The organism is Actinomadura chokoriensis, assembly GCF_039529475.1.
GTDB classification, from domain to species: Bacteria; Actinomycetota; Actinomycetes; order Streptosporangiales; family Streptosporangiaceae; genus Spirillospora; species Spirillospora bangladeshensis.
In genome coordinates, this window is the sequence record NZ_BAAAMW010000002.1 from 97,840 (window position 1) to 124,338 (window position 26,499).

The following is a 26,499-nucleotide window of genomic DNA, read 5'->3' on the forward strand; positions in this document are numbered from 1 at the left end:
GGACATGTCCACCCGGCGGCAGTGTCCCTGGACTCAGGAGGGCCCCGGCCAGCGCGCACGGGACATGTCCACCCGGCGGCAGTGCTCCTGGACTCAGAAGGGCCCCGATCAGCGCGCGCGGGACATGTCCACGCGGCGGCAGTGCTCCTGGACGCTTCAGGAGGGCCCCGGCCAGCGCGCACGGGACATGTCCACGCGGCGGCCGTCGGGGCGCAGGGGAGTGCCTTCGGCGCGGTAGTGCTCGTGGGCGCGGCCCTCGTGGCACTGCGGCGGGCTCCCGTCGGCGCGGATCACCCGCCACCACGGGACGGCGCCGCCGTACAGCGACATGACGCGGCCGACCTGCCGCGGCCCGCCGCGCCCGACCAGTTCGGCGACGTCGCCGTAGGACAGGACGCGGCCCGGCGGGATGCGCTCCACCGCGTCCAGCACCGCCTCGGCGTACTCGTCAGGTTCGGACCACATCCGACGATTCTCCCGGATCGCGCGGGGCGCCGCGCACGGCCACCGCCGCGGCCGCCAGGCCGAACAGGGCCAGCGCGCACACCAGCAGGTAGGTGAAGACCAGCCCGCCCGAGCGGTGCACGACCCGCACCGGCCGGGCGGGGCCGTCCGCGAACCGGTGGTCCGCCGGGAGGCCGGCGCCGTCCATGCGGGCGCCCGCGAGGGCGTCGGACGCGGTCAGCGCGGCGGCGGCGTCGACCCGCCCGAACCCGACCGCGCGGTTGTAGCCGCGGCCCGGACGGTTCCGGGTGCTCGCCACGATCGCCTGCGTGACCAGCGCGGGCGCGAGGCCCGGGTGTCGCGACCTGATGAGCGCGGCGATGCCGGAGACGAACGCGGTGGCGGGGCTCGTGCCGTCCCCGATCCAGTAGCCGCCGTCCGGCCCGGCGCCGATGATCTGCACGCCGGGCGCGGACACGACGACGCCGGAGTTGCGGTTGGAGAACCCGGCGTGCCGGCCGGCGGCGTCCACGGCGGCGACGGAGATGACGCCGGGGAACGACGCCGGGTAGGAGTACCTGGTGTGCCCGCCGCGCTTCGCCGTCCGGTCGGCGCCCCCGTTGCCCGCCGCCGCCACCACGACCACGTTGCGCCGGATCGCGTAGGCGACGGCCTCGCGCTCGCGCGGCGTCGGGTACGAGCGGCCCAGCGACAGGTTGATCACGTCGGCGCCGTGGTCGACCGCGTAGCGGATGCCCTCCGCGATCGTGCCCGCGAAGCGCTCGGCGCCGGTGAACGCCGCGAAGCCCGGTTCGTCCCGCTCCAGGATCACCCGCAGGGACAGCAGCCGCGCCTCCGGCGCGACGCCGATCATCCCGAGCGCGCCGCCGGGGCCGTGCCCGTGCCCGGCGATGATGGACGCCATGTTGGTGCCGTGCAGCCGCTTCGGCCGGGCGCCCGCCGGTCCGGCGCCGCGGGTGAGGTCGGGGCCCACGGTGACCGACCCCGCCAGGTCGGCCTGGCCCGGGTCCACCCCCGAGTCGAGGACGGCGACGGTCACGCCGGCGCCCTTCGCCATCGTCCACGCGCGCGGCACGTTCAACGATTCGAGGACGGGCATCACGGCGTCCCGCACCTGGTCCGCACGGGCCGGGACGGGCATCGCGACGAGCGCCACAGCGAGCGCCACGGCGAACGCCACGGCGGCCGGCGCGGCGGTGAGGCGCCTCAGCACCGCCACTCCCGGTCGCCGCAGCGCACCGGCGCGGGCGTCGCCAGCGGCCCGAGCACGCCCCGCACCAGCTGCGGCACGAGTTCGGCCAGGTCGGCGAGCGGCCCGCGCAGCGCGGGGCGCCCGTCGGCGTACCCGGCGGTGGCCGCGACCACGTACGGGCCGCGCTGGGCGGCGGCGGAGGTCTGCCGGGCGGCGTCGCCGAACCGGGCGGCGACCGAGCCGGGGAACGGCAGCGCCCGCAGCCCGGGTCCGGGCTTGCGGTCGGGGAACCAGGCGGCCGCCTCGCGCGCCGACCGCTCGTCCGGGAACACCACCACGCCGACCGTCACCGCGAGGCCCTGCGCCTGGTCGAGGTAGGTGGCGCGGAGCGCGGCGCGGCACCCGCGCGACGTCAGGGACCGGACGAGCGCCTCGTCGGCGGCCGTCTCGCAGCGGGTGTCGGTGCCGATGCCGACCCGGCGGGCCGTCTCCGGGGACGCCTGGCCGAGCGTGTACGGGAGCTCGGCGGGGAAGATCCGCCCCGCCGGCCAGGTGCGGTAGCGGCCGGCCAGCTCCGCCGCGGACGCCGCCGCGCGCTCGGCGGGGGTCGGGCCGCGGGTCAGCTCCGCCGACAGCCGGACCCCGGCGACGACGAGCACCGTCGCGCACGCGGACGCGGCCACCAGCGCGGCCGTCCGGCGCGACACCCGCCATCCGCCGGACGGTTCGCCCGATCCCGGTTCCGGCTCGGTGCCCGGGGCGGTGATCTCGGCGCGCGACACGCAGCGGAGCGTAGCCGAAGCCGGGTCAGGACGGGGGGACCAGCGTCGGACCGCCGGGCGCGCTGCGCGGTGGGGGCGGCGCCGGGTCGCGCGGCGCGATGTAGGGCGGCCGCGGCGGCGGGCCGTACGGACCGCGGCCCTGCGGACGGCCGGGCGGCGGACCGGGCGCGGGACCATCCGCGGGACCGTCCGCCGGCCTCCGGTGGGCGCGCCAGAAGGCGAGCGCGAGCGCGCCGCCCCCGGCCGTCCCGCCGGCGCCGAGCACCAGGATCGCGACGATCATCCACGTCACCCAGCCGGGATGGTCGATGATCTTCACCGGGCCCGGTTCGGCCGCGCCGAACCGCTCGCGCTCGGGCTTGCCCTCGCCCGGTCCGGCGGACGTCGACGCGATCGTGGCGGCCGCCGCCAGGGCGCGGGCCGCGTGCACCTCGCCGAACCCGACCTCCGGGTCGTAGCCGTCCTTCGGCCGGTGCCCGGTGCTCTGCACCAGCGCCTGCGACACCAGCGCCGGCGCCATCTCCGGGTGCTTCGCGCGGATCAGCGCGGCGATCCCGGAGACGAGCGCGCTGGCCTGGCTGGTGCCCGCGCCGATGACGTAGTCGCCGCCGGAGCCCGCGGACACCACGGCGTCGCCCGGCGCGGACACGAGCACCGAGTAGTTGCGGTTGGAGAAGGGCGCGCGCTCGTGATCGGGTTCGGCGGCCGCGACCGCGATGACGCCGGGGAAGGACGCCGGGTAGGAGTAGGGCGCGAAGCCGTCCTCGTCCAGCAGGCGCTTCTTGAGGCCGTCGTTGCCGGCCGCCGCGACGACCACGATGCCCTTGCCGATGGCGTAGGCCACGGCCTCCCGCTCGTCCAGCGCCTCCCCCTCGTTGCCGAGCGAGAGGTTGATGACGTCGGCGCCGTGGTCGGCGGCGTAGCGGATGCCCCGCGCGACCGAGCTCTTGGCCTCCTGCGACCCGCGGTAGCGGCGGTAGCTCGCGTCCTCCGGCTCGCTGATGACCCGGACGGCGAGGATCCCCGCCCGCGGGGCCACCCCGATCACCCCGGAGCGGCGGCCCGCGCCGTGGCCGCGCCCGGCGATCAGCGACGCCATCGCCGTGCCGTGCAGCCGCTTGGGCGTGGTGCCGCGGTCGACCTCGGCGATCATGTTGGGCCCGGTGGTGACCTTGCCGCGCAGGTCCGCCTGGTCCGGGTCGACGCCGGAGTCGACGACCGCGACGGTCACCCCCTGGCCCTTGGTGATCTTCCAGGCGGCGTCCATGCCGAGGGTCTTCAGGACGGGCGCCTGCCGGTCGCGGACCTCGTCCGCCCGCGCGTGGACCGGCACCAGCCAGCTCCCGGCCAGCGCCCCCGCCAGCAGCACGGCGGCGGTGCGCCGCCGGGTCAGCACTGCCACTCCGGGTCGTCGCAGTCGGGCAGCGCCTTGGCGGCGAGCGACCGCGCGACCGCGTGGCCGAGCTGCGGCGCCACGGCGAACGGCTCACCCGGACGCGCCTTCCTGATCTCGGACGCGGGACGGCCGTCGGCCTGCCCCGACGTCGTCAGCACGACGTACGGGCCGCCGCGGTCGCTGGTCCGGTCCTGCCGGGCCCGGTCGGTGAACTTCGCGGACGCGGTGCCGGGGAACGCGGCGGCGTGCAGCGCCGGCTCGGCCGATCCCTTCCCCGCGTCCGGGCCCTGCGAGCGGGGCAGCTCCTTCAGCGCCAGGTCGGCCTTCCACGGGTCGGGGAACACGACGACGCCGATGGTGACGACGACGCCCTGCAGCTGGTCGGCGTACGTGGCGCGCAGGACGGCGAGGCAGCCGTGCTCGCGGAGCGTGGGCGCGATCTCCTCGTCGACGGCCCGGGCGCAGCCGGTGTCGGGGACGATGCCCGTCCGGGTCGCGTACTCGGTGTGGTCGCCGGCGGGGCGGTACGGGATCCGCCGCGGGAAGATGCGGCTCGCGGGCCACGCCTGCCAGCGCCGCGCGACCTCCTTGTTCGCGGCCACCTGCAGCTCGGCGTTGGTCGGCTCGCGGTGGTAGGTCGTCCAGGCGCCGGTCATCGCGACGGCGGTGGTGAGGAGGTAGCAGCAGCCGACGACGAGCGCGACGGCCGTCCACTGGCGCCCGGTCAGCCCCAGCACGGTCAGCGGGTCGCGCGCCGGAGGCGGTGGGCCCATCGGCCGCGGCGGACCCGCGTACGGAGGCCCCGGCGGGGACGGCGGCCGCGGCGGGGGCGGGTACTGGGACGGGGGCGGGAATGCCACAACAGCCAAGATTAACTGTGCTTCGCGACATTCCGCCCTGCCCTTGCGGGGAGGGCGCCGTCCCCGGGACCGGAACGGTGGAAGGCCCCTCCGCGGAGGGGCCTTCCACCGGCAGAGGCTATGACCGGTCTCAGGACCCGGTGCCGAAGGTCTTGCGCGCCTCCTGAGCGGCGTCCTTGGCCTTCTCACCGACCTGCTTGGTGCCGCCGGCCGCCTGGTCCTTGCGCCCCTCGGCCTCCAGGCGGGAGTCGCCGGACCGCCGCCCGGCCTCCTCCTTGCCCTGGCCCTTGGCCTGCTGCGCCTTGTTCTTCAGCTTGTCGAGGAAGCTCACTGCTCCTCCTTCATGTACGGAGAGTCGTACGCCCTCCGTCCGTGCCCGCTGAGTCCCGGCCTATGCAGTGCTCCATCTCTCACGGCTCCGTTCCCCACTCCGCATCGCGCGGCGGCAGCACGCCGCGGGCACGCCCGGCTGCGGGGAATGCGGCGGGGCGTGGCAAGGTTGTGCGGGAAGAGGACAGTGACGTCCGCCCTCACTCACAGCCGAGCGTCAGCACAGGAGCACCCACCGTGTCGTTGCCACCTCTGGTCGAGCCCGCAGCGGAGCTCACCCGCGACGAGGTCAACCGCTACTCGCGGCACCTGATCATCCCCGACGTGGGCATGTCCGGGCAGAAGCGCCTCAAGAACTCCAAGGTTCTGATCGTGGGCGCCGGCGGGCTCGGCTCCCCCGCCCTCCTCTACCTCGCCGCCGCCGGCGTGGGCACCCTCGGCGTCATCGACTTCGACGTCGTGGACGAGTCCAACCTGCAGCGGCAGATCATCCACCGCCAGTCCTCCCTCGGCAAGCCGAAGGTCGAGTCGGCGGCCGAGACCGTCCGTGAGATCAACCCGCTGATCGACGTCGTCGTGCACAACATGGCGCTCGACCGCGACAACATCATGGACATCTTCTCCCAGTACGACCTCATCCTGGACGGCACCGACAACTTCGCCACCCGCTACATGGTGAACGACGCGGCCGTCCTGCTCGGCAAGCCGTACGTGTGGGGCTCGATCTACCGCTTCGACGGCCAGGCGTCGGTCTTCTGGGCCGAGTACGGCCCGTGCTACCGCTGCCTCTACCCCGAGCCGCCGCCGCCCGGCATGGTCCCGTCCTGCGCCGAGGGCGGCGTCCTCGGCGTGCTGTGCTCCTCGATCGGCTCCATCCAGGTGAACGAGGGGATCAAGCTCCTCACCGGCATCGGCGAGCCGCTCGTCGGCCGGCTGATGATCTACGACGCGCTGGAGATGACCTACCGCACGGTCAAGGTCCGCAAGGACCCGGAGTGCCCGCTCTGCGGCAAGAACCCGACGCAGACCGAGCTCCTGGAGGACTACGAGGCCTTCTGCGGCGCCGTCTCCGAGGAGGCCACCGAGGCCGCCAAGGACTCCACGATCACCGTCCACGACCTCAAGGCCATGCAGGACGGCGGCGAGGACATCTTCCTCGTGGACGTCCGCGAGCCCAACGAGTACGAGATCGTCTCGATCCCGGGCGCGACGCTGATCCCGAAGGGCGAGTTCCTGAACGGCTCGGCGCTGGAGCGCCTCCCGCAGGACAAGAAGATCGTCCTGCACTGCAAGTCGGGCGTCCGCTCGGCCGAGGCCCTGGCCGTCGTCAAGAACGCCGGCTTCAGCGACGCCGTCCACGTCGGCGGCGGCGTCCTGGCCTGGGTCAACCAGATCGACCCCAGCCAGCCGTCCTACTGACGCTCCACCCGGAGGCCCCCGGACCCGCCCGCGGCCGGGGGCCTTCGCGCGTCCGGCCGCCGGCGCGCCCGTCCGCGCTCTGATCGGGCTCTGATCGGACTCTGAGATTCGCCGCTTTCACTGGGGTCGAGCGATCACCACGGCGGAGGGCGGGCATGCCGACCATCACGGCGGCCGCTGAGGACCCCAACCTGCAACTGACGCTGCGGGTGCTGCCCGCGCTGGTCCTCGTCCTGCTCGCCGCCTGGTGGTGCGGGCGGGCGGCGCAGGCGGTGGGGCAGCCGCGCGTCCTCGGCGAGATGGTCGCCGGGATCCTGCTCGGCCCGACCCTGTTCGGGCAGGTGTGGCCGGACGGGCAGGCGGCGGTCTTCCCCGGCGAGGTCAGGCCCGTCCTGTACGTGCTGAGCAACATCGGGCTGACGCTCTCCATGTTCCTCGTCGGCGCGGGCCTGCACCATGGCGCGCGGGCGAGGGGCGGCGGGCGGCGCTGCTGGCGGTGTCGGGCGTGCTGCCGGCGATCGTCCTCGGGTTCGGGACCGGCGCGGCGCTGTGGGGCCCGCTGTCCATCGACGACGCGGCGGCGTGGTGCCTGCTCGCCGCCCTGTCGGCGATGCACCTCGGCCGGGGGTCGGGCGGGCCGCTGCGCGGCTGTCGGCGCTCCTGGACAACGCGCTCCGGCACACGGCGCCCGGCGGCGCCCTCCGGGTGACGCTCACGGCGGGCGGCGGCGCGGTGGAGGTCGCCGTCCGCGACGACGGCGACGGCTTCGACCCGCGCGACGCCGGGCGCCTCCTCGCCGGGTCCGGCGGACACGCGGACGGGTTCGGCCTCGGCCTCGCGCTCGCCCGCCTACGGAGGGCGGGGCCGGCAGTGGTCCGCCGGAAAGATTCCCGGGCTTTGGATCTTGACCGGGTGCCCTCGGGTATTTAGTTTGGGCCCCGATCAAAACCCGGCGAAGGGACGCGACCGTGGTTCGACGGAGCGGCACTCAGCGACGATGGCGGATCACGGTGGCCGGGGTGGTGAGCGTCCTGCTCGTCATCGGCGTGCTGCCCGGGACCATGGCGTCGGCGGGGACGGCCGGGCACGGCCGCCCGGCGTTCGACCTGCGGCCGGCCCATGAGGTGATCAAGCGGCTGGTCGGGCCGTGGTACGCCGCGCAGGTGAGCCTCGAGACCCTGCCGGGCGGCCGGGACGCCTTCCGCGTCTCCAGCCGGCACCGGCGGCCGGTCGTCGCGGGCACCAGCACGCCCGCGCTGCTCATGGGCTTCAACTGGTACCTCAAGCACGTGGCCAAGGCCGACATCTCCTGGACGGGCGAGCAGCTCGACCTCCCGCGACGGCTCCCGCTCCCGGCGCGGCCGATCCAGCGGTCGTCCGTCGTGAAGCACCGGTTCGCGGGCAACGACACCGAGGACGGCTACTCCGGCCCCTACCGGACGTTCGAGGACTGGGAACGGCTCATCGACGTCTACGCCCTCCACGGCGTCAACGAGATGTTCATGCCCGTCGGCACCGAGGCCGTGTACTTCGAGACGCTGACGTCGTTCGGCTACTCGGCGGACGAGGTCCGCTCCTGGATCCCGGGCGCCGGGTACCAGCCGTGGTGGCTGCTGCAGAACATGTCCAACTTCACCTCGCCGATCAGCGAGAAGCAGATCCGCGACCGCGCGAGGCTCGGCCGCCGGATCGCCGACCGGATGCGGCAGGTCGGCATCACGCCGGTGCTGCCGGGCTACTTCGGGACCGTCCCGACCGATTTCGAGACCCGCAACCCCGGTGCCGTGACGGTGCCGCAGGGCACCTGGCAGGGGTTCACCCGGCCCGACTGGCTCGCGCCCACGAACCCGGTGTTCGGCAAGGTCGCCGAGCGCTTCTACGGCGTCCAGGACCGCCTGCTCGGCACGTCGACGATGTACAAGATGGACCTGCTGCACGAGGGCGGCAAGGCCGGCGACATCCCGGTGGGCCAGGCCTCGGTGGCCGTCCAGGACGCGCTGGAGAAGGCGCACCCGGGAGCGACCTGGGTGATCCTCGGCTGGCAGAGCAACCCGCGCGCCGAGACGGTGGCCGCCGTCGACCGGAGCAGGATGCTCATCGTGGACGGCCTGTCCGACCGGGCGCTCAAGGTCGACCGCGACGCCGACTGGAAGGGCACGCCGTACGCGTTCGGGTCGATCTGGAACTTCGGCGGCAACTCCACCATCGGCGCCCCGATCGGCGCCTGGAACGAGCGGTTCTGGGCGTGGCGGGCGCGGGCCGGCGGCAGCGCGCTCGACGGCATCGCGATCATGCCGGAGGCGAGCTACAACAACCCGGTCGCGGTCGAGTTCCTCGCCGAGATGCCGTGGCACGACGGCCCCGTCGACGTCCACCGGTGGTTCGACGAGTACGCGGACGCGCGCTACGGCGGCGCCGACCCGCACGCCCACGCCGCCTGGCGGGTGCTGGCCGACACGGCCTACGCGATCCCACCGACCGGCGGCCGGTCGTCCGGGCACGGCGGGCTGTTCGCGGCGGCGCCGGGCCTGACCGCGACGCGGCCGCACCGGTGGGCGCAGGCGGCGTTCGCCTACGACCCGGCCGCGTTCGCGCGGGCGCTGCCCGAACTGCTCAAGGCGGACCGGTCGCTGCGGCGCAGCTCCGCCTACCGCTACGACCTGCTCGACGTGGCCCGGCAGGCCGTCGCGGACCGGTCCCGCACCCTGCTGCCGCAGATCAACGCGGCGTACCAGGCCCGCGACCTCGCCGCGTTCACCACGCTGACCGACAGCTGGATGGACCACATCAAGGGCCTCGACGACCTCACCGGCACGGACCGGAGCTCCATGGTCGGGCCGTGGCTCCAGCGGGCGCGGCAGGCGGCCGGCGGTCCGGCCGAGGCGCGGCAGCTGGAGTACGAGGCGCGCAAGCTGATCACGTCGTGGGGCGAGAGCGACACCAACCTGCACGACTACGCCTACCGCGAGTGGTCCGGCGTGCTGCGCGACTACTACGCGCCGCGGTGGAAGAAGCTGTTCGACGGCCTGAAGGAGTCGCTGCGCACCGGCGGCACCCCGCCGGTAGTCGACTGGTACGCCATGGCCGAGGCGTGGTCGAAGGACGGCGGCACGTACCCGACCAGGCCGTCCGGGGACACCTACACCGAGGCGTCCGAGACGCTGCGGCGGCTGATGGGCGACACCTACGACCTGCGCCTGGCGCTGCGTCCGACGGGCTCGCTCTCCGGCTCCGCCGCGGTGGCCGCCTCGGTGACCAACACCAACTACTTCGCGCCGATGAGCGGCCTGACCTTCGACGTCTCCGCCCCGGCGGGCGTGGAGGCCCGTCCCGCAGGGCCGGAGAAGGGGGAGATCGATCCCGGCGCCACGCTGGAGCAGTCCTGGACGCTGCACGCCACCGACGCCCTCCCGGCCGGGACGACGCAGGTCGCGGTGGAGTTCACCGTCGGCTTCGACCAGGCCGGGCAGCACCTCACCCGGAAGGCGACGGCGGTGCTGCCGGTGGCGGCGGACGGGCGCGTCCAGCTGAGCGACCTGCCGTTCACCTACTCCCGCAACCATGACGGCATCTACGCGGTGGCCCGGGACACGGTGACGCCGGGCACGCCCGAGGGCAACGGCAAGCCGATCCGGCTGGACGGGACCTTCTACAGCAAGGGCCTCGGCACCAACGCGAACGCCGACGTGCGCTTCGCGCTGAACCAGGGCTGCCGGCGGTTCACCACCGTGGTCGGGATCGACGACGCGATGAACCACACCGCCGACGGCGACGTGGTCGTCCGCGTCTTCGGCGACGGCCGGCTCCTGCACGAGACCGGGGTGCTGCGCAGCGGGCTCGCGCCCTCCGGGGCCGAGGCCGTGCGGCTCGACGTGGACGTGGCGGACGTCAAGGAACTGCGTCTCGTCGTCGACCAGTACGACGTGAACCGCTGGTTCGACGCCGTGTCGTTCGGCGTGCCGACGCTCACCTGCACGTCGCCGCCGGCGACCCGGTAACCCCCACCCCCGGGGCCCGTGCCCGCCGACCCGGCGGGCCGGGCCCCGGGGCATGTCCGATCCCTATACGCTCCCGTGCAGGGGTCAGCGCGGTGGGCACGGGGAAGGCGACGATGACCAGGCCGGTCCGGATCACCGAGAAGGCGACACCCGCCGTTCTCCGCGAGCGCAACACCGAGCTGGTCCTGCAGAGCGTGCTGGCGGGCGGCGGCACCGTGTCCCGCGCCGACATCTCCCGCTCGACGGGCCTCGCCCGCGCCGTGGTCTCGGAGATCGTGGAGACCCTCGTGACGCGGCGGCTGGTCGTCGAGGAGGCCGGACGCCCGTCCGGCCGCGGCAAGCCGGCCAGGCTGCTGGCCATCGACACCGTCCGGCACTGCCTGCTGGCGGCCGACGTCCGCCCCACCGAGGTGCGCGGCGGCGTCATCGGGCTGGACGGCGCGATCGGCGCCACCGCCCGGGTACCGCTTCCCGCCCGTCCGGGCACCGCCGACGTCGTGGCCGCGCTCGGCCCGATGCTCGCGGACCTGGCCGCCGCCGACGGGCGCGCGGTGCTGTCCGCCGGGGTCGCCGTCCCCGGCATCGTGTCCCCCGAGCAGCGCGTCATCGAGGCGCTGCAGCTGCGCTGGAAGGACGTCGACCTTGCGGGGCCGCTGACGTCCGTGCTCGGGCACGACGTGGTGCTGGTGAACGACGCGACCGCGGTGGGGATGTCGGAGCTGTCGCGCCGGCGCCGGGACGGCGACAGCGTCATCGTGCTGCACATCGAGGGCGGCATCGGCTCGGCGATCCTGCTCGACGGCCGCGTGCACCTCGGCGAGCGGCGGCGCGCCGGGGAGGTCGGCCACATCGACGTCGGCGTCAGCGACCGCGACTGCGAATGCGGCCGGCGGGGCTGCCTGGAGACGGTGGCGAGCCTGCCGGCCGTGCTCGCCGGCGCCCCCGTGGAGCGGCTCGACGCGGTCGCCGCGCCCGGTGACGCGCCGGCGGCGCCGGAGCTCGCGGCGCTCGCGGCGCGGGTCGACTACGCGGGCGCGAGCCTCGCGGCGCTGCTCTGCGTGCAGGCCGCGATCCTCGACATCGGGGACGTCGTGATCGACGGCCCGATCCGGCGGGCCGGGGAGCGGCTGCTCGACGCCATCGAGCGCGAGCTGGCGGTGCGGCTCCCGCCCAGCGACGTCCGGCGGCCGCGCTTCTCCACGATGGCCGCGCGCAGCATCATGCACGGCGCCGCCGCGACCGCCATGCACGACCGGCTCGGCGTCATCTGGCACAGCGCCTGACCGGCCTCAGCCGCCGGCCGGGGGGCGGTAGGCGAGGCCGATCTGGGGGCTGGTCTCGGCCAGCATCAGCTCGAACATGGGGGCGGCGTCCGCCAGGGCGAACTCCAGGTGCCCGAAGACCTCCAGGCTGACGCCGCCCTGGAGGCGGATCCAGCACTTCAGGAACTGCTGGACGACGCCGAGCGGCAGGTCGACGCCGACGACGTCGTCGCGGTAGCGGCGCAGCTGCGGCAGCAGGACGGGGTCGATCTCGTCGTCGGAGGGGACCGGGAACGGGCTCTTGTTCCACAGCTCCAGGAAGAGGGCCATGAACGTCCAGCCGAACTGGCGGGCGCACTCCTCGGCGAAGTCGGCCTGCTCCTGGTCGTCGATGCCGCGCACCGGCGCGCCGAACAGCAGCGCGTACTCGCGGGGATGCGCGAGCGCCCAGGTCCGGAACCGGCGGGACGCGGTCAGGAACTTGCCGCTCATGTCGCCCTCCGGCACCCGCTTCAGGGCCGCGGTCAGCTCGCCGGTCAGCTCGTTGAACAGCTCGCCGACCAGGTGCCGCAGCAGCTCGCCGTGGCTGCCGAAGTAGCGGTAGAGCGCGGGGGCGGTCATGCCCATCTCGCGGGCGATCGCCCGCAGGGTCACCGCCTCGGGGCCCTCCTCGACGAGGATCCGCCGGGCGGTCTCGGTGATCTCCCGGACCGTCGCCGCGCGCAGCCGATCGCGCCGTGTCTCCACTTCGCCGCCCTCTTCTCCCCTGCTCCGCGGCCGCGTCCGGCCGTCCTCGCATGATTCCCCAGAAACACCCTTGACGGAAGCTAACGCCGTATGCAAAGTTAACGCTGTTCGCAGTTTACGGCGTTCACCAACCTTACAGCTGTTATCAGGCAGGGGGAACGGGTCATGTTCGATCGATGGGGACGATGGGTCCACCGCCGCAGACGGTGGGTCCTCGCGGCGGCCGGCGCCGCACTGGTCTTCGCCGGCGTCTGGGGGACGGGCGTGTTCGGCGCGCTGACCTCGGCCGGCGGATTCGACACGCCGGGCAGCGAGAGCGCCAAGGCGGCGCAGATCGCCGAGCACGACCTCGGGCGGGACGAGGCGGACGTCGTCGTCCTCTACCGGGGGCCGGTCACGGTCGACGACCCGTCCTACCGGGCGTCGGTCGAGCGGGCGCTCGCCGCGCTGCCGCAGGACCGGATCGCCTCGACCGCGACGTACTGGACGACCGGCGCGCCGCAGTTCGTCAGCGCGGACCGCAAGTCCACGTACGCGGTGCTGCGGCTCGCGGGCGCCGGCGGAGGAGCGCGCAGCGACAACTACAAGGCGATGCAGGACGAGCTGACCGAGGTCGGCGGCGGGCTCACCGCCTCGGTCGGCGGGTCGGTCGGCACCGAGACCGCGATCAACGAGCGGGTCTCGTCCGACATCGGGCGGGCCGAGGGCATGGCCATGCCCGTCCTGATGGTCCTGCTGGTGCTGATCTTCGGCGGGCTGGTGTCGGCGAGCCTGCCGATGCTGATCGGCGGCATCGCGATCCTCGGCTCGTTCACCGCGCTGCACGCGCTGACCTACGTGACCGATGTGTCGATCTTCGCGGTGAACATCACCACGTTCCTGGGGCTGGGCCTCGCGATCGACTACGGACTGTTCATGGTCAGCCGGTTCCGCGAGGAGGTCGGGCGAGGCTCCTCCGTCGAGGACGCGCTGGCCGCGACGATGGCGACGGCCGGGCGCACGGTCGCGGTCTCCGGCGTCACGGTCGCGGTGTCGCTGTCCGGGCTGCTGCTGTTCGACCAGAACTTCCTGGTCTCGATGGGCTACGGCGGCATCGCGACCGTGTTCGTGTGCATGGTCGCCGCGCTGACCGTGCTGCCCGCGCTCCTCGCCGTCCTCGGACCCAAGGTCAACGCGCTGCCGGTGCGGCGGCGCCGGCGCTCGGAGAGCCGGACCGACGGCTGGTGGGGGCGGCTCGCGCACAGCGTCATGCGCCGTCCGGTCGTCTACGTGGTGGCGACGGTGGCGCTGCTCCTCGCGCTCGGCGGCCCGTTCCTGCGCATCAACTGGGGCGGCGTCGACGCCCGGGCCATGCCGGAGGGCGCCGAGGCGCGGGTCGTCGCCGAGGCGCTGGAGACGCAGTTCCCCCGCAACGCCACCAGCCCGATCGAGGCGGTGGTGACCGGGACGTCCGACCGGGCCGCGGTCCAGGCGTACGGGGACCGCCTGGCGGCGGTGCCGGGGGTGACGGGCGCGCAGGTGACCGGTGCCGAGGGCACGACGACGCGGATCTCGCTGACCTACCGGGCCGAGCCGAACTCCGACGCGGCGCGCGACCTCGTCCGGGAGGTCCGGGACGTCCCGGCTCCGCCCGGCGCGCAGGTCCACGTCGGGGGCGCGACCGCCGAAGTCGTCGACCAGCTCGGCAGCATCGGCGCGACGCTGCCCTGGCTGGCGGTGCTCGTGGGCGGGGCGACGTTCGTCCTGCTGTTCCTGGCGTTCGGGTCGGTGGTGCTGCCGCTGAAGGCGATCGTGATGAACACGCTGTCGCTGTCGGCCACCTTCGGCGCGGTCGTGCTGATCTTCCAGGACGGGCACCTGTCCGGCCTGCTGGACTTCACCGCGACCGGCGCGATCGACCCGGCGATGCCGATCCTGATGCTGGCGATGCTGTTCGGCATCTCGATGGACTACGAGGTGTTCCTGCTCTCCCGGGTCCGCGAGCAGTACGACCTGACCGGCTCCAACACGGCCGCCGTCGCCGCCGGCATGCAGCGCACCGGCTCGATCATCACCAGCGCCGCGCTGCTGTTCATCATCGTGATCGGCGCGTTCGCGACGTCGGGGATCACGTTCATCAAGATGACGGGCGTCGGGATGGCGATCGCGATCCTGATGGACGCGACGGTCGTGCGGGGGCTGCTCGTGCCGGCGGCGATGCGGCTGATGGGACGCGCCAACTGGTGGGCGCCGGGGCCGCTGGCGAAGATCTACCGAAGGTACGGGATCCGCGAGGGCGACTCCCCCGCACCGCCGGCGTCCCGGCTGGAGCCGGTCGGCTGAGCGGGCCTCGCCGGGAGCGGGGGCGTTCGGTGGCCGGCGGCCCGCACCGCCGGCCACCGAATCAGGTCAAACCAGTACAAAGCGCTGCTTACCCTGCTTGTCGGTAACACCGGAGGTCGCGGGCGGGCGGGGGACGACGGATGTTCGATCGATGGGGCCGCTGGGTCCACCGGAGGCGCCGGTGGGTCCTCGCCGCCGCCGGGGCGCTGCTCGTCTTCGCCGGTGTGTGGGGGACGGGCGTCTTCGGCGCGCTGAGCTCGTCCGGCGGCTTCGAGACGCCCGGCAGCGAGAGCACGAAGGCCCGGCAGATCAGCGAGCAGGCCCTCGGCCGGGACGCCGCCGACGTCGTGATCCTCTACGAGGGCCGGACCACGGTCGACGACCCGTCCTACCGGTCGTCCGTCGAGCGGGCCCTCGCCGCGCTGCCGCAGGACAAGGTCGTCGGCACCGCCACGTACTGGACGACCGGCGCGCCGCAGTTCGTCAGCGCGGACCGGACGTCCACCTACGCCGTCCTCGAACTCGCCGGCGCCGACGAGACCGCCCGGGACGCCGCCTACCAGGCGGTCAAGGGCGGGCTGGACGACGTGGGCGGCGGGCTCACCGCCGAGGTCGGCGGCTCGGTCGCCACCTCCGCCGCCATCAACGACCGCGTCGCCTCGGACATCCCCCGCGCCGAGGCCATCGCCATGCCGATCCTGCTCGTGCTGCTCGTGCTGATCTTCGGCGGGCTGGTCGCGGCGAGCCTGCCGCTGCTGGTCGGCGGCATCGCGATCCTCGGCTCGTTCACCGCCCTGCACGTCGTCGCGCAGCTCACCGACGTGTCGATCTTCGCGGTGAACATCAGCACGTTCCTCGGCCTCGGCCTCGCCATCGACTACGGCCTGTTCATGGTCAGCCGCTTCCGCGAGGAGCTCCGGCGGGACGGGACGTCCGTCGAGGACGCCCTCGCCACCACCATGAACACGGCCGGGCGCACGGTCGCGGTCTCCGGCGTCACGGTCGCGGTGGCCCTGTCCGGGCTGCTGCTGTTCGACCAGAACTTCCTGGTCTCGATGGGCTACGGCGGCATCGCCACGGTGTTCGTGTGCATGCTCGGGGCGCTGACCGTGCTGCCCGCGCTGCTCTCCGTCCTCGGCCCGAAGGTCGACGCGCTGCCGATCCGGCGGCGGCGCCGGCACCGGGCGTCCCGCGGTTGGTGGGGGCGGATCGCCTACAGCGTGATGCGCCGCCCGGTCGTCTACGTGGTCGCGACCGTGGCGCTGCTCGTCACGCTGGGCGGCCCGTTCCTGCGCATCAACTGGGGCGGGATCGACGCCGAGGCGCTGCCGGCCGGCACCGATGCCCGCGCCGTCGCCGAGGCCCTGGAGACGCGGTTCCCGCGCAACGCGACCAGCCCGATCAACGCGGTCGTGACGGGAACGTCCGACCGGGCCGCGATCGACGCCTTCGGCGAGCGCCTCGCCGCGCTGCCCGGCGCCGCCGACGCGGCCGTCACCGGCTCCAGCGGCACGACCGCGCAGATCTCGGTGCGCTACGACGCCGACCCGTACTCCGCCGCCACGCGCGACCTCGTCCAGGAGGTCAGGGACGCCCCGGCGCCGGCCGGGGCGCAGGTGCACGTCGGCGGCTCGACGGCCGAGGTCGTGGACGAGCTCGCCGGCCTCGGCGGCACGCTGCCGTGGCTCGCGCTGCTCGTCGGGGGCGCGACGTTCGTGCTGCTGTTCCTGGCGTTCGGCTCGGTGGTGCTGCCGCTGAAGGCGATCGTGATGAACCTGCTGTCGCTGTCGGCCACGTTCGGGCTGGTCGTGCTGATCTTCCAGGAAGGCCACCTGTCCGGCCTGCTGAACTTCACGGCCCTCGGGGCGATCGCGCCGGCGATGCCGATCCTGATGCTGGTCCTGCTGTTCGGCATCTCGATGGACTACGAGGTGTTCCTGCTCTCCCGGGTCCGCGAGGAGTACGACCGCACCGGCTCCAACACCACCGCCGTCGCGGCGGGCGTCGAGCGCACCGGCTCGATCATCACCAGCGCGGCGGTGCTGTTCATCGTCGTGATCGGCGCGTTCGCGACGTCCGGCATCACGTTCATCAAGATGGTCGGCGTCGGGATGGCGGTCGCGATCGCGATGGACGCCACGGTCGTCCGCGCGCTGCTCGTGCCCGCGATGATGCGGCTGATGGGCCGGGTGAACTGGTGGGCGCCCGGGCCCCTCGCCCGTCTCTACGGCAGGTACGGAATTCGTGAAACCCCGGCCACCAATCCGCGGAAACCGCTTGTGATCTCCCTCACCCGGCGCGAGACTGAACGTCATTCCACCGGCACCACCTCGCGTGACGCGTACCGCGACGGACCGCGTCCGGCGGACACCCACACCACATCACGGGACGTCCCTTTGGAGGCACCATGGCCACGCGGGTGATCATCGACGACGAGACGGCGCTCGCGCACCTGGAGCGGCTCACCGACGCGCTGCGCGCCGCCGGCTGGGCCGTCGAGGTGGCCGCGCCCGGCGACCGCCGCCCGTCCGCGCTCGTCGCCGACCCGCACGTGCGGCGGATCAACGAGAGCGTCATCGCCGCCCCCGAGGGGACCGGCGGCGCCTGGTCCTACTGCTACGGCTGGGGCGAGCGGATCGCGCCCTGCACCGACCCGTCCGGCGCCGCCACCGCGCTCGGCCGCGTCCTCACCGCCCGCCGCGACAACTGACCCACCCGCCCGGCCCGGGTCTCAGGCCGACTTGCGGCCGCGGCTCTTCGCGGGCACGTGTCTTCCAAGCCGGCGCCCGGCTCAGGCGGACTTGCGGCTGCGGCTCTTCGCGGGTTCCTTCTTGGCGGTCGACTTCGCGGACGACTTGCGCGCCGGCTTCTTCCCCGACGAGGACGCGGCCTTGCCGTCGCGCTCGCCGCGGCTCTTCTTGGCGGCCTCGACGCTGGCGCGCAGCGCGCTGAGCAGGTCGGCGGCGGGCTCCTCCTCGGCCTCCTCGGGCCGGGTCACCTCGCGGCCCTCGATCTTGGCGTCGATCACCGCCTGGAGCGCCTCCCGGTAGGCGTCCTTGTACTCCGTCGGGTCGAACTCGCCCTCCATCGACTCGATCAGCGACGTCGCCATCGACAGCTCCTGCTTGCGGATCTCGATGTCCTCGTCCAGGAACGGGAAGTCGGGGGTGCGGACCTCGTCCGGCCACAGCATCGTCTCCAGCACGAAGATGCCCTCGCGGACGCGCAGCGTCGCGAGCGACTCGCGCTGCCGCAGCGCGACCTTCACGATGGCGACCTGCCCGGAGTTCTCCAGCGCATCGCGGAGCAGCACGTAGGGCTTCGCGCCCTGCGCGTCCGGCTCCAGGTAGTAGGACTTCGCGAAGTAGATCGGGTCGACCTCCTCCTGCTCCACGAACTGCAGGACGTCGATCCGGCGGCTGGACGACAGCGGCAGCTCGGCGAAGTCCTCGTCGGTGAGGATGACCATCTCGCCGGACGGCAGCTCGTACCCCTTGGCGATGTCGGAGTACGGCACCTCCTCGCCGTCGACCGTGCAGACCCGCTTGTACTTGATGCGCCCGCCGTCCTCCCGGTGCACCTGGTGGAAGCTGACGTCCCTCTGCTCGGTCGCCGAATAGAGCTTCACCGGTATCGTCACCAGCCCGAACGAGATCGCGCCCTTCCAGATACTCCGCATGATCCGTCCTTACCCCGCACGTTCCGGCTCCTAGCGTCGCAACCCCGCGTGATTTGCGCCAGAACGGCGCCTTGATCCTTTTCTGCGGGGCGGGGGCCGGGTAAGACGGCGGTATGACCATGCCGTGGCCCGTTGAGCCGATGATGGCCGCCACCGGGGACCTCCCCTCCGACGGCGAGCAGTGGGGCCTGGAGCTGAAGTGGGACGGCGTCCGCGTGCTGGCGTACGTCTCCGCGGACGGCGTCCGGGCCGCGGGGCGGCGCGGCGGCGACGTGGCGGGCCGCTACCCGGAGCTGTCCGCGCTGGCGGACCTGCTGCCCGACAACGACGTCGTCCTGGACGGCGAGGTCGTCGCCTTCGACGAGGGGCGGCCGAGCTTCGAGCGCCTCCAGCGCCGGATGCACGTCGAGCACCCCGACCCGCGGCTGATCCGGCTCGTCCCGGTCAGGTACGTGGTGTTCGACGTCCTGTATCTGGACGGGCACCTGCTCTACGACCTGCCGTACGCCGACCGCCGCTCGCTGCTGGCCGAGCTCGACCTGGCCGGATCCGGCCCCGTGGAGGTCCCCCCGTACCTGCACGGCGGCGACGACACGCAGGTGCGGGAGCTGCTCGACTTCACCCGCGAGCAGCATCTGGAGGGCGTGCTCGCCAAGCGGCTCGACTCGCCGTACCGCCCCGGACGCCGCGTCGACTTCTGGCGCAAGGTGAAGAACTTCATGACGCGCGAGGTCGTCGTCTGCGGCTGGAAACCGGGCAAGGGCCGGCGCGAGGGCGGCGTCGGCTCGCTCCTGCTGGGCGAGTACGACGTGAAGGGCATGCTCGGGTTCGTCGGCCACGTCGGCACGGGCTTCACCGACCGCGCCCTGGACGAGCTGTACGAGACGCTGTGGCCGCTGCGCCGCCCGACGAGGCCGTCCCGCGCGAGTTCGCCAGGGACGCCCAATGGGTTGAGCCGCAGCTCGTCGGGGAGGTCGCCTACAGCGCCCGCACCAGGGACGGCCGCCTGCGCTTCCCGTCCTGGCGGGGCCTGCGTGACGACAAGGACCCCCTGGAGGTCACGAGTGAGCATTGACGCGCTCTCCGGCTCGAAAGCCGGGGATTCGGCCTGTGCCGCGCTGTTGTCAGTGCGGCACTTCCGTGGCTTCCTGCTTCGCCGGGCTGCGCCCCGACGGGTCGGGGTCCTCCCTGCCCTCCACATGCGTTCAGTGTCTCCGCCGCCCCCGCGCGGCCCGGCGCGCGTCGGCGACCTCGGCGTGGCGGCGGGCAACCCTCGTGCGGGCCTTGTCTCTATTCTTGCTGCCCCTCTGTTCGCCCGTGGCGGCGGGTGCCCCGTCCACGCGGCCCGATTGCCGGCCATCCTTGCGGGACTTGAACCGGGGCGCCCCCACCCGAGCGGCCGACACCAGCGGCGACCCGGCCTCGCGAGCGGCCCGGCGCGCCCGGAGCGCGTCGTTGTACACCACCCGCGCACACCCGAATGCCCGCGACAGCGCCTGTCGTCGGCAGGCGGTGGGGTAGTGCCGGAACGCATACCTAAGCTGCACTGGGCAATCTCATCATTACCGTGTGTTGATTCGCGGGAGGAGCGAGAACCGAAGGGTACGGCGCCTCATTCCGCATGCGCGCCCGGTTCGAGGCGGCGGCCGACGAGAGGCGCCAGGGGTGTCCATTGAGTGGCACGAAGACGACGGTCGAGGTGGACGGGCGGCAGCTCACGCTGTCCAACCTCGACAAGGACCTCTACCCCGAGTTCACCAAGGGCGAGGTCATCGACTACTACGCGCGCATCGCCCCCGTGATGCTGCCGCACCTGAAGGACCGGGCCGCCACCCGCATCCGCTGGCCGGACGGCGTCGACGGCGGCAAGTTCTTCGAGAAGAACGCCCCGTCCCACACGCCCGGCTGGATCCGCACCGCGACCGTGCCGAGCCCCGGCAGCACGCGGGGCCGCGAGACGCTCGACTACGTCGTGGTCGACGACCTGCCCACGCTCGTGTGGTGCGCGAACCTCGCGGCGCTGGAGCTGCACGTCCCGCAGTGGAAGGTCGGGCCGCGCGGCAAGGTCCACGCCCCCGACCTCCTCGTCTTCGACCTCGACCCGGGCCCGCCCGCCACGGTCGTGGAGGCGTGCGAGGTCGCGCGGCTGCTCCGCGGCCTGCTCGCCGAGGACGGTCTGGAGTCCTATCCGAAGACGAGCGGCAAGAAGGGCCTGCACCTGTACGTCCCGATCGAGGAGCCCAAGGAGGCCGAGCGGACGTCGGAGTACGCCAAGTCCATCGCGCAGCGGCTCGCGGAGGCGCACCCCCGGCTGGTCGTCGCGAAGATGGAGAAGCGGCTGCGCAAGGGCAAGGTCTTCGTCGACTGGAGCCAGAACAACCCGGCGAAGACGACGGTCGCGCCGTACTCGCTGCGCGCGGCGAGCCGCCCGTCGGTGTCGACCCCGGTCACGTGGGACGAGCTCGGGTCGTGCGCGGACGCCGCCGACCTGGTGTTCGGCCCCGACGACGTGCTGACCCGGGTGGACGGGCACGGCGACCTCCTCGCGCCGCTCCTGGAGGACCACCGCCCCCTTCCCTGACAATCCCGCCGAAATTCGAGTGCCCTATGTGTTCGAACCGGCACTCTCCGGCATCGGATTCCGCCACCATGGACGCGGGGACACCGATGCGGGGCGGAAGGAAGAGCAGTGTCGCAGAACCACCACTACGACGCCGTGGTGCTGGGCGGGGGGACGGCGGGGGAACGGGTCGCGACCGGCCTCGCCCGCGCCGGGCGGGACGTCGCCCTCGTCGAGAGCCGCCTGGTCGGCGGGGAGTCGCCGTACTTCGCGTGCGTGCCGTCCAAGTCGCTGCTGCTGTCGGCGCGCCGCGGCGAGACCTGGGAGATGGCCCTCGCCCGGCGCGACGCGCTGGCCGGGCACCGGGGCGACGACCCGGCCGTCGCGCGGATGGCCGAGGACGGCGTCACCGTGCTGCGCGGCCGGGGCCGGGTCCTCGAACCCGGGCGCGTCGAGGTCGACGGGGCCGTGCACGGCTACGGCGACCTCGTCGTCTGCACCGGCAGCGAGCCGGTGATCCCGCCGGTCGAGGGGCTCGCGGACGTCCCGCTCTGGACGAGCGCGGAGGCGCTGTCGGTGCCCGACCTGCCGCGCCGGCTGGTGATCCTCGGCGGCGGCCCGGTCGGCTGCGAGCTGGCGCAGGTGTACGCGGCGTTCGGGTCGCAGGTCGCGGTCGTCGAGGCGTCCGGGCGGCTGCTGACCGCGGAGGCGCCGTTCGCCGGCGAGGTCCTCGCGGACGCGCTGCGCCGGATGGGCGTCGACCTGCGGCTCGGCGCCGCCGTCGGCAACGTCGAGCGCAAGGACGTCGGCGTGCGGCTCTGGCTGTCGGACGGCGGGACGCTCGACGCCGACCGCGTCCTCGTCGCCGCCGGGCGCCGTCCCCGCGTGGCGGGCCTCGGGCTGGAGAACCTCGGCGTCACCGTGACGCCGGGCCAGGGGATCCCCGTGGACGAGACGTGCGCGGTGCCGTCCGCCACCGGGGGCGTGTGGGCGGCCGGCGACGTCACGGGCATCGCGCGCACGGCGCACGCGGCCCGCTACCAGGCCCGCATCGCGCTGTCGAACCTCCTCGGGCGGCGCCGCGAGGCCGACTACCGGGCGATCCCGCGCGTCGTCTACACCTCCCCCACCGTCTACTCGGTGGGGATCTCACCCATGCAGGCGGACGAACTTCGCATAGACCTCCACACCGCCGGGTACGACCTCGCCGCGACGGCGCGGGCCGCCGTGGAGGCCGACGAGCGCGGCCGGGTGGAACTGTACGCCGACCGCTCCCGCGGAGTCCTGGTCGGCGCCGCCGCGGCCGGACTGTACGCCGAGGAGTGGATGAGCGAGATCGCCCTGGCCATCCGCGCGGAGACGCCGCTGAGCCTGCTCGCCGACGTCGTCCACGCGTTCCCGACCTATGGCGAGGCCGTCGAGGCGCCGCTGCGCGAGCTGGCGGGGGCGCCGGCCGGCGGCACCGCGGAGGAGGATCCGAGATGAGCGAGACCGAGGACCCGGCCCGTGCGGCACCCGTGCCGGACGAGGCGAACGAGGCCGACGCCGCCGAGCAGCGCGCCGGCCTGGACGACTACGACGCCGGGGCCGGAGCCGCCCCCATGCCCGACGACGCCAACGACGCCGACGCGGCCGAGCAGCGCGCCGCGCTCGACGAGGAGGACGAGCGCGTCGGCGCGGCGCCCATGCCGGACGAGGCGAACGACGCCGACGTGGCCGAGCAGCGGCGCGAAGTGCGGCTCGACGAGGACGAGTACCGCTGAGCCGGCCGGTCCCGGCTGGGCCCCGTCACAGGCAACAAGGTTTTCGAAAAAGATCGGCGCGGGGTGGCGCCCGTCCCGGCGGGAATACACTGACCTGCGCGAAGGAACGCCGCCGGTGCTCGTATGCGACCAGCGGAGTTACTGGCGCGTAGGATGATGTGATTGTCAACACGCGACGGAAACCCCCTCCCGTCGCGACGATTCGGTGATCGGAGAGTGTGGTGACCGCGACCCCGGACGCCCGCCCCCGCGGCACGAGGCTGCCGCGGCTGGCGCGCCGCAGGCAGCTGCTCGGCGCGGCCCAGGAGGTGTTCGTCGCGCAGGGGTACCACGCTGCGGCGATGGACGAGATCGCCGAGCGCGCAGGCGTCAGCAAACCCGTGCTCTACCAGCACTTCCCGGGCAAGCTGGAGCTGTACCTGGCCCTGCTGGACGAGCACGCCGAGAACCTGGTGAAGATCGTCCGGGAGGCGCTGGAGTCCACCACGGACAACAAGCTGCGCGTCCAGGCGAGCATGCAGGCGTTCTACGACTTCGTGGCGGGCGACGGCGAGGCCTACCGGCTCGTGTTCGAGTCGGACCTGCGCAACGTGGCGCCCGTCCGGGCCCGCGTCGACCGCGCCAACCAGCAGTGCGCGGAGATGATCGCCCAGGTCATCGCCGAGGACACGGGCGCCGCCGCCGAGGAGGCGCACCTGCTCGGCATGGGCCTGGTCGGCATGGCGGAGGTCAGCGCCCGGTTCTGGCTCTCCCAGCACCGCGCCATCCCCAAGGACACCGCCGAGAAGATCATCGCCCGGCTGGCCTGGCGCGGCATCTCCGGCTTCCCCCGCACGGCCGACCAGCCCTGAGCCGCGGCGGCGGCCGGGCGGCCCCCCGCGGGCGTCCCGCGCGCCGGGCGTTCACCCTCGGCTCAACCGTGTGACGGCGCATCGGGTGATCTCCGTGCGACGATCGGAGGACGGTCCCGCCGGCGGTCGGCGGGACGCGACGGACGACGGGAGCAGCACGTTGCAGGTGCGCATCGGGGTGCAGAACGTTCCCAAGGAGCTGGTGGTGGACACGGCGCAGTCGGCCGACGAGGTGACGGACGCGCTGTCGCAGGCCCTCGGCGAGCCGAACGGGGTGCTGGTCCTCAAGGACAGGCGCGCCGGCCGGATCGTGATCCCGGCCGCCCGCGTCGGCTACCTGGAGATCTCCGAGGAGGAGCAGCGCAGCGTGGGCTTCGGCACGCAGTACGCGTGACGGCTTGCCGCGGTTCGACCGGGCGTTGACCTGCGCTTTGTTTCATTCCGGCACGACGGGCATATCGATCTCCGTGCACGGACCGCCCGGTCCGGCCCACGGAAAAGGAATGGATGATCGACATGCTCACGACGATCCTCTGGTTCATCGTCGTCGGTGCCGTCATCGGAGCCCTCGCGCGGCTGCTCGTCCCGGGCCGCAACCCGATCGGCATTCTGCTGACGCTCCTCATCGGGATCGCCGGCGCCATCCTCGGAGGCGTGGTGGCGGACGCGCTCGGCGCGGGCACCGTCATCGCCTTCGTGTTCGCGATCGTGATCGCCGCGCTCGGCGTGGCCGCGCTCACCGGCCTCAACACGCGCGGACGCGGCGGCCGCAGGGGCGGCTGGCGCACGCGCCGCGGCACGTTCTGACGCACCGCTCGACCCCTAGGCGAAGGCCCCCGTCCCCCCCGGCGGGGGCTTTCCCCTGCCCGGGCGCCCTCATGGCGCTCCGGCCGCGCGGAAGGCCACCGGCCGGACGACATCGGGGGGACGGGCGGTGATCGCCGGGGCGCGGACTGTCCGGATGTGGCCGTTCGGGCGGGGCCGGGCAGGGGGCGTCCGGACGCGGCTACCCCCGCCGGATAATGCCTGGAGGAACGGGCATGGAATAGACGAAACCATGGAAACGTTGGGTGGAGTGATCGGCTATTGGTGTATACAACGGCCGGTCGGTACACTGCGTCGCGGAGTGTGACCGCACGCAGCCACCGTGAGTGACTGCTTTCAACCCCTGACTGCGGTCGCCGAGAGATTTGAGCAACGGCTGGTCCCTCCCGCGCGAGCGCGCGGCCATACGTTCGACGGGCACGTCCGCGAGGACGGCGCCGCGCCGGCGAGCCGCGCCGCACCCGGGAGTGGAGACCCCGCATATTGGAGGCTGAAAGCCCTGACTACCTTTCGTGAACTCGGGGTCGTTCCCGAGATAGCAGACGCCCTTGAAGCAGAGGGCATCGTGGAAGCGTTCCCCATCCAGGAACTCGCCCTGCCGATCGCGCTGGGCGGGCACGACATCATCGGCCAGGCCCGCACGGGCACCGGCAAGACCCTCGCGTTCGGCGCCGCGCTGCTGCAGCGCATCGAGCACGGCGGCAAGGAGCCGCGCGCGCTCGTCGTCGCACCGACCCGCGAGCTGGCCCTCCAGGTGACGGACGATCTGCTCGTCGCCGGCGGCAAGCTCGGCACCCGCGTCCTGTCCGTCTACGGCGGGCGCGCGTACGAGCCGCAGATCAACGCCCTCCGCGACGGCGTCGACGTGGTCGTCGGCACCCCCGGGCGGCTCCTCGACCTCGTGAAGCAGAAGCACCTCGACCTGTCCAAGGTCGGGATCCTGGTGCTGGACGAGGCCGACCGCATGCTCGACCTCGGGTTCCTGCCCGACATCGAGCGGATCATCAAGCGGATCCCGGCGCAGCGCCAGACGATGATGTTCTCGGCGACCATGCCGGGCGAGATCGTCGCGCTGTCGCGGCAGTACCTGACCCGGCCCACCAACGTCCGGGCCGAGTCGCACACCGAGTCCGACGCGACGCCGCAGGTCGCCCAGCACGTCTTCCAGGCCCACCAGATGGACAAGCCGGAGATGCTGGCGCGGCTGCTGCAGGCCGAGGGCCGCGGGCTGACGATGATCTTCTGCCAGACCAAGCGGGCCTGCGACCGGGTGGCCGCCGACCTCGCGCAGCGCGGCTTCGACGCCGCCGCCGTGCACGGCGACCTCGGCCAGAGCCAGCGCGAGCGGGCGCTGCGCGCGTTCCGCAACGGCAAGATCGGCGTGCTGGTGGCCACCGACGTGGCGGCCCGCGGCCTCGACGTCGACGACGTCACCCACGTCGTCAACTACGAGTGCCCCGACAGCGCCGACACCTACGTGCACCGCATCGGCCGGACCGGCCGCGCGGGCAAGCGGGGCGTCGCGGTCACGCTGATCGACTGGTCCGACCTCACCCGGTGGAAGCTGATCAACGGGCAGCTCGACCTGCCGTTCGCCGAGCCGCAGGAGACCTACTCGACGTCCCCGCACTTCTTCGAGACCCTCGGCATCCCCGCGGGCACGAAGGGGCGGCTGCCGAAGGACCAGCAGCACGGGCGCGCCGGGCTGGACGCCGAGGAGCTCGAGGACATCGGCGAGACCGGCAAGGTCCGCAGCCACCCGCGGGGCGGCCGCGCCGAGGAGGAGCGGCCCCGGCCGCGCCGCCGCAAGCGCAGCCGGACCCGCACCCGCGCCGGCAAGCCGATCGAGGCGACCGCGGCGGAGGCCGAGACCGCCGCGGAGAGCACCGTCGCCGACACGGTGGTGGACGCGGTGGCGACCGAGCGCAAGCGCAGCCGGACCCGCCGCCGCACCCGCGCCGGCAAGCCGGCGGCCGCGGCGACGGCCGCGTCCGAGAGCGCGGAGGCGCCGCAGACGGCCTGATCCGCACCTGGTTACGACCGCGAGA

At 73.5% G+C, this 26,499-nt stretch carries 23 protein-coding genes and 2 pseudogenes; 17 read left to right on the forward strand and 8 right to left on the reverse strand.

All coding sequences use genetic code 11. From position 1 onward, the window contains the following. Positions 1-156: 156 nt before the first annotated feature. The 6 genes from ABFX46_RS04620 to ABFX46_RS04645 all read right to left on the reverse strand — a co-directional run bounded on the left by ABFX46_RS04620 (position 157) and on the right by ABFX46_RS04645 (position 5,026). Entirely contained in the window at positions 157-465 is a 309-nt protein-coding gene (locus ABFX46_RS04620) for an MGMT family protein (RefSeq protein ID WP_131944941.1), read from the reverse strand. Then, entirely contained in the window at positions 449-1,678 is a 1,230-nt protein-coding gene (locus tag ABFX46_RS04625) for a S8 family serine peptidase (RefSeq protein WP_346040080.1), read from the reverse strand. Before ABFX46_RS04625 ends, ABFX46_RS04620 begins: the two co-directional genes overlap by 17 nt. Further along, positions 1,672-2,439 carry a hypothetical protein gene (locus ABFX46_RS04630; RefSeq protein ID WP_346040081.1) on the reverse strand — a complete coding sequence of 256 codons (768 nt, stop codon included), beginning with the start codon at positions 2,437-2,439 and terminating at the stop codon, positions 1,672-1,674. Before ABFX46_RS04630 ends, ABFX46_RS04625 begins: the two co-directional genes overlap by 7 nt. Before the next feature lie 25 nt (positions 2,440-2,464). After that, entirely contained in the window at positions 2,465-3,841 is a 1,377-nt protein-coding gene (locus tag ABFX46_RS04635; RefSeq protein WP_346040082.1) for a S8 family peptidase, read from the reverse strand. Beyond that, complete coding sequence (locus tag ABFX46_RS04640; RefSeq protein ID WP_346040083.1) at positions 3,829-4,608, reverse strand: hypothetical protein; 780 nt, start codon at positions 4,606-4,608, stop codon at positions 3,829-3,831. Before ABFX46_RS04640 ends, ABFX46_RS04635 begins: the two co-directional genes overlap by 13 nt. A gap of 217 nt (positions 4,609-4,825) precedes the next feature. Beyond that, on the reverse strand, positions 4,826-5,026 hold the full coding sequence (locus tag ABFX46_RS04645; RefSeq protein WP_346040084.1) for a CsbD family protein: 201 nt from the start codon (positions 5,024-5,026) through the stop codon (positions 4,826-4,828). 236 nt (positions 5,027-5,262) lie between these two features. On the opposite strand from ABFX46_RS04645, the gene moeZ reads away from it, so the two are divergent. From moeZ to ABFX46_RS04670, 6 genes and pseudogenes are all read left to right on the forward strand, one after another. After that, positions 5,263-6,444: an adenylyltransferase/sulfurtransferase MoeZ gene (gene moeZ / locus ABFX46_RS04650; protein WP_131938816.1), complete on the forward strand. Its 1,182-nt coding sequence runs from the start codon at positions 5,263-5,265 to the stop codon at positions 6,442-6,444. A 155-nt stretch (positions 6,445-6,599) separates the two neighbouring features. Beyond that, a pseudogene (locus tag ABFX46_RS43410) lies at positions 6,600-6,884 on the forward strand (cation:proton antiporter domain-containing protein); the annotation flags it as partial. Positions 6,885-6,949: 65 nt separating this feature from the next. Next, positions 6,950-7,153 carry a hypothetical protein gene (locus tag ABFX46_RS04655; RefSeq protein ID WP_346040085.1) on the forward strand — a complete coding sequence of 68 codons (204 nt, stop codon included), beginning with the start codon at positions 6,950-6,952 and terminating at the stop codon, positions 7,151-7,153. Continuing rightward, positions 7,150-7,374 (forward strand): ATP-binding protein, encoded by a 225-nt coding sequence (locus ABFX46_RS04660; RefSeq protein ID WP_346040086.1) that lies wholly within the window; start codon positions 7,150-7,152, stop codon positions 7,372-7,374. Before ABFX46_RS04655 ends, ABFX46_RS04660 begins: the two co-directional genes overlap by 4 nt. An 80-nt stretch (positions 7,375-7,454) precedes the next feature. Further along, positions 7,455-10,442 (forward strand): alpha-N-acetylglucosaminidase TIM-barrel domain-containing protein, encoded by a 2,988-nt coding sequence (locus tag ABFX46_RS04665; RefSeq protein ID WP_346040087.1) that lies wholly within the window; start codon positions 7,455-7,457, stop codon positions 10,440-10,442. A 113-nt stretch (positions 10,443-10,555) separates the two neighbouring features. Further along, positions 10,556-11,725 carry an ROK family transcriptional regulator gene (locus tag ABFX46_RS04670; RefSeq protein ID WP_346040088.1) on the forward strand — a complete coding sequence of 390 codons (1,170 nt, stop codon included), beginning with the start codon at positions 10,556-10,558 and terminating at the stop codon, positions 11,723-11,725. 6 nt (positions 11,726-11,731) lie between these two features. Here the strand turns inward: ABFX46_RS04670 and ABFX46_RS04675 are convergent, their stop codons facing one another. Beyond that, positions 11,732-12,451 carry a TetR/AcrR family transcriptional regulator gene (locus ABFX46_RS04675; RefSeq protein WP_346040089.1) on the reverse strand — a complete coding sequence of 240 codons (720 nt, stop codon included), beginning with the start codon at positions 12,449-12,451 and terminating at the stop codon, positions 11,732-11,734. 165 nt (positions 12,452-12,616) lie between these two features. On the opposite strand from ABFX46_RS04675, the gene ABFX46_RS04680 reads away from it, so the two are divergent. The 3 genes from ABFX46_RS04680 to ABFX46_RS04690 all read left to right on the forward strand — a co-directional run bounded on the left by ABFX46_RS04680 (position 12,617) and on the right by ABFX46_RS04690 (position 17,483). Continuing rightward, positions 12,617-14,773, forward strand: coding sequence for an MMPL family transporter (locus ABFX46_RS04680; RefSeq protein ID WP_346040090.1), 2,157 nt, complete (start codon positions 12,617-12,619; stop codon positions 14,771-14,773). A gap of 140 nt (positions 14,774-14,913) precedes the next feature. Beyond that, complete coding sequence (locus ABFX46_RS04685) at positions 14,914-17,196, forward strand: MMPL family transporter (protein ID WP_346040091.1); 2,283 nt, start codon at positions 14,914-14,916, stop codon at positions 17,194-17,196. Next, positions 17,181-17,483, forward strand: coding sequence for a response regulator (locus ABFX46_RS04690; protein WP_346040092.1), 303 nt, complete (start codon positions 17,181-17,183; stop codon positions 17,481-17,483). Before ABFX46_RS04685 ends, ABFX46_RS04690 begins: the two co-directional genes overlap by 16 nt. Before the next feature lie 81 nt (positions 17,484-17,564). On the opposite strand, the gene ku is transcribed toward ABFX46_RS04690, so the two are convergent. Then, positions 17,565-18,452, reverse strand: a complete 888-nt coding sequence (ku, locus tag ABFX46_RS04695; protein WP_346040093.1) for a non-homologous end joining protein Ku — start codon at positions 18,450-18,452, stop codon at positions 17,565-17,567. Between the two features lie 143 nt (positions 18,453-18,595). Here ku and ligD (ABFX46_RS04700) point away from each other — a divergent pair. From ligD (ABFX46_RS04700) to ABFX46_RS04740, 8 genes and pseudogenes are all read left to right on the forward strand, one after another. Next, positions 18,596-19,527, forward strand: a pseudogene (gene ligD / locus ABFX46_RS04700) (non-homologous end-joining DNA ligase). 597 nt (positions 19,528-20,124) lie between these two features. Next, entirely contained in the window at positions 20,125-21,033 is a 909-nt protein-coding gene (ligD, locus tag ABFX46_RS04710; protein ID WP_346040095.1) for a non-homologous end-joining DNA ligase, read from the forward strand. A 108-nt stretch (positions 21,034-21,141) separates the two neighbouring features. Next, complete coding sequence (locus tag ABFX46_RS04715) at positions 21,142-22,497, forward strand: dihydrolipoyl dehydrogenase family protein (protein WP_346040096.1); 1,356 nt, start codon at positions 21,142-21,144, stop codon at positions 22,495-22,497. Next, entirely contained in the window at positions 22,494-22,775 is a 282-nt protein-coding gene (locus ABFX46_RS04720; protein WP_346040097.1) for a hypothetical protein, read from the forward strand. Before ABFX46_RS04715 ends, ABFX46_RS04720 begins: the two co-directional genes overlap by 4 nt. A gap of 221 nt (positions 22,776-22,996) precedes the next feature. After that, positions 22,997-23,626, forward strand: a complete 630-nt coding sequence (locus tag ABFX46_RS04725) for a TetR/AcrR family transcriptional regulator (protein ID WP_346040098.1) — start codon at positions 22,997-22,999, stop codon at positions 23,624-23,626. Positions 23,627-23,720: 94 nt separating this feature from the next. Next, positions 23,721-24,020, forward strand: a complete 300-nt coding sequence (locus ABFX46_RS04730) for a DUF3107 domain-containing protein (protein ID WP_346040099.1) — start codon at positions 23,721-23,723, stop codon at positions 24,018-24,020. Positions 24,021-24,133: 113 nt separating this feature from the next. Next, positions 24,134-24,433, forward strand: coding sequence for a GlsB/YeaQ/YmgE family stress response membrane protein (locus tag ABFX46_RS04735; protein WP_346040100.1), 300 nt, complete (start codon positions 24,134-24,136; stop codon positions 24,431-24,433). A gap of 583 nt (positions 24,434-25,016) precedes the next feature. Further along, positions 25,017-26,474, forward strand: a complete 1,458-nt coding sequence (locus tag ABFX46_RS04740) for a DEAD/DEAH box helicase (RefSeq protein ID WP_346040101.1) — start codon at positions 25,017-25,019, stop codon at positions 26,472-26,474. Positions 26,475-26,499 lie beyond the last annotated feature (25 nt).

Excerpts from the sequence above, each read along its gene's own strand:
- ABFX46_RS04670 (WP_346040088.1), top strand. The coding sequence starts at position 10,556 with ATGACCAGGCCGGTCCGGATCACCGAGAAGGCGACACCCGCCGTTCTC.
- ABFX46_RS04720 (WP_346040097.1), top strand. The coding sequence starts at position 22,494 with ATGAGCGAGACCGAGGACCCGGCCCGTGCGGCACCCGTGCCGGACGAG.
- ABFX46_RS04690 (WP_346040092.1), top strand. The coding sequence starts at position 17,181 with ATGGCCACGCGGGTGATCATCGACGACGAGACGGCGCTCGCGCACCTG.
- ku (WP_346040093.1), bottom strand. The coding sequence starts at position 18,452 with ATGCGGAGTATCTGGAAGGGCGCGATCTCGTTCGGGCTGGTGACGATA.
- ABFX46_RS04640 (WP_346040083.1), bottom strand. The coding sequence starts at position 4,608 with ATGGGCCCACCGCCTCCGGCGCGCGACCCGCTGACCGTGCTGGGGCTG.
- ABFX46_RS04680 (WP_346040090.1), top strand. The coding sequence starts at position 12,617 with ATGTTCGATCGATGGGGACGATGGGTCCACCGCCGCAGACGGTGGGTC.
- ABFX46_RS04685 (WP_346040091.1), top strand. The coding sequence starts at position 14,914 with ATGTTCGATCGATGGGGCCGCTGGGTCCACCGGAGGCGCCGGTGGGTC.
- ABFX46_RS04620 (WP_131944941.1), bottom strand. The coding sequence starts at position 465 with ATGTGGTCCGAACCTGACGAGTACGCCGAGGCGGTGCTGGACGCGGTG.
- ABFX46_RS04735 (WP_346040100.1), top strand. The coding sequence starts at position 24,134 with ATGATCGACATGCTCACGACGATCCTCTGGTTCATCGTCGTCGGTGCC.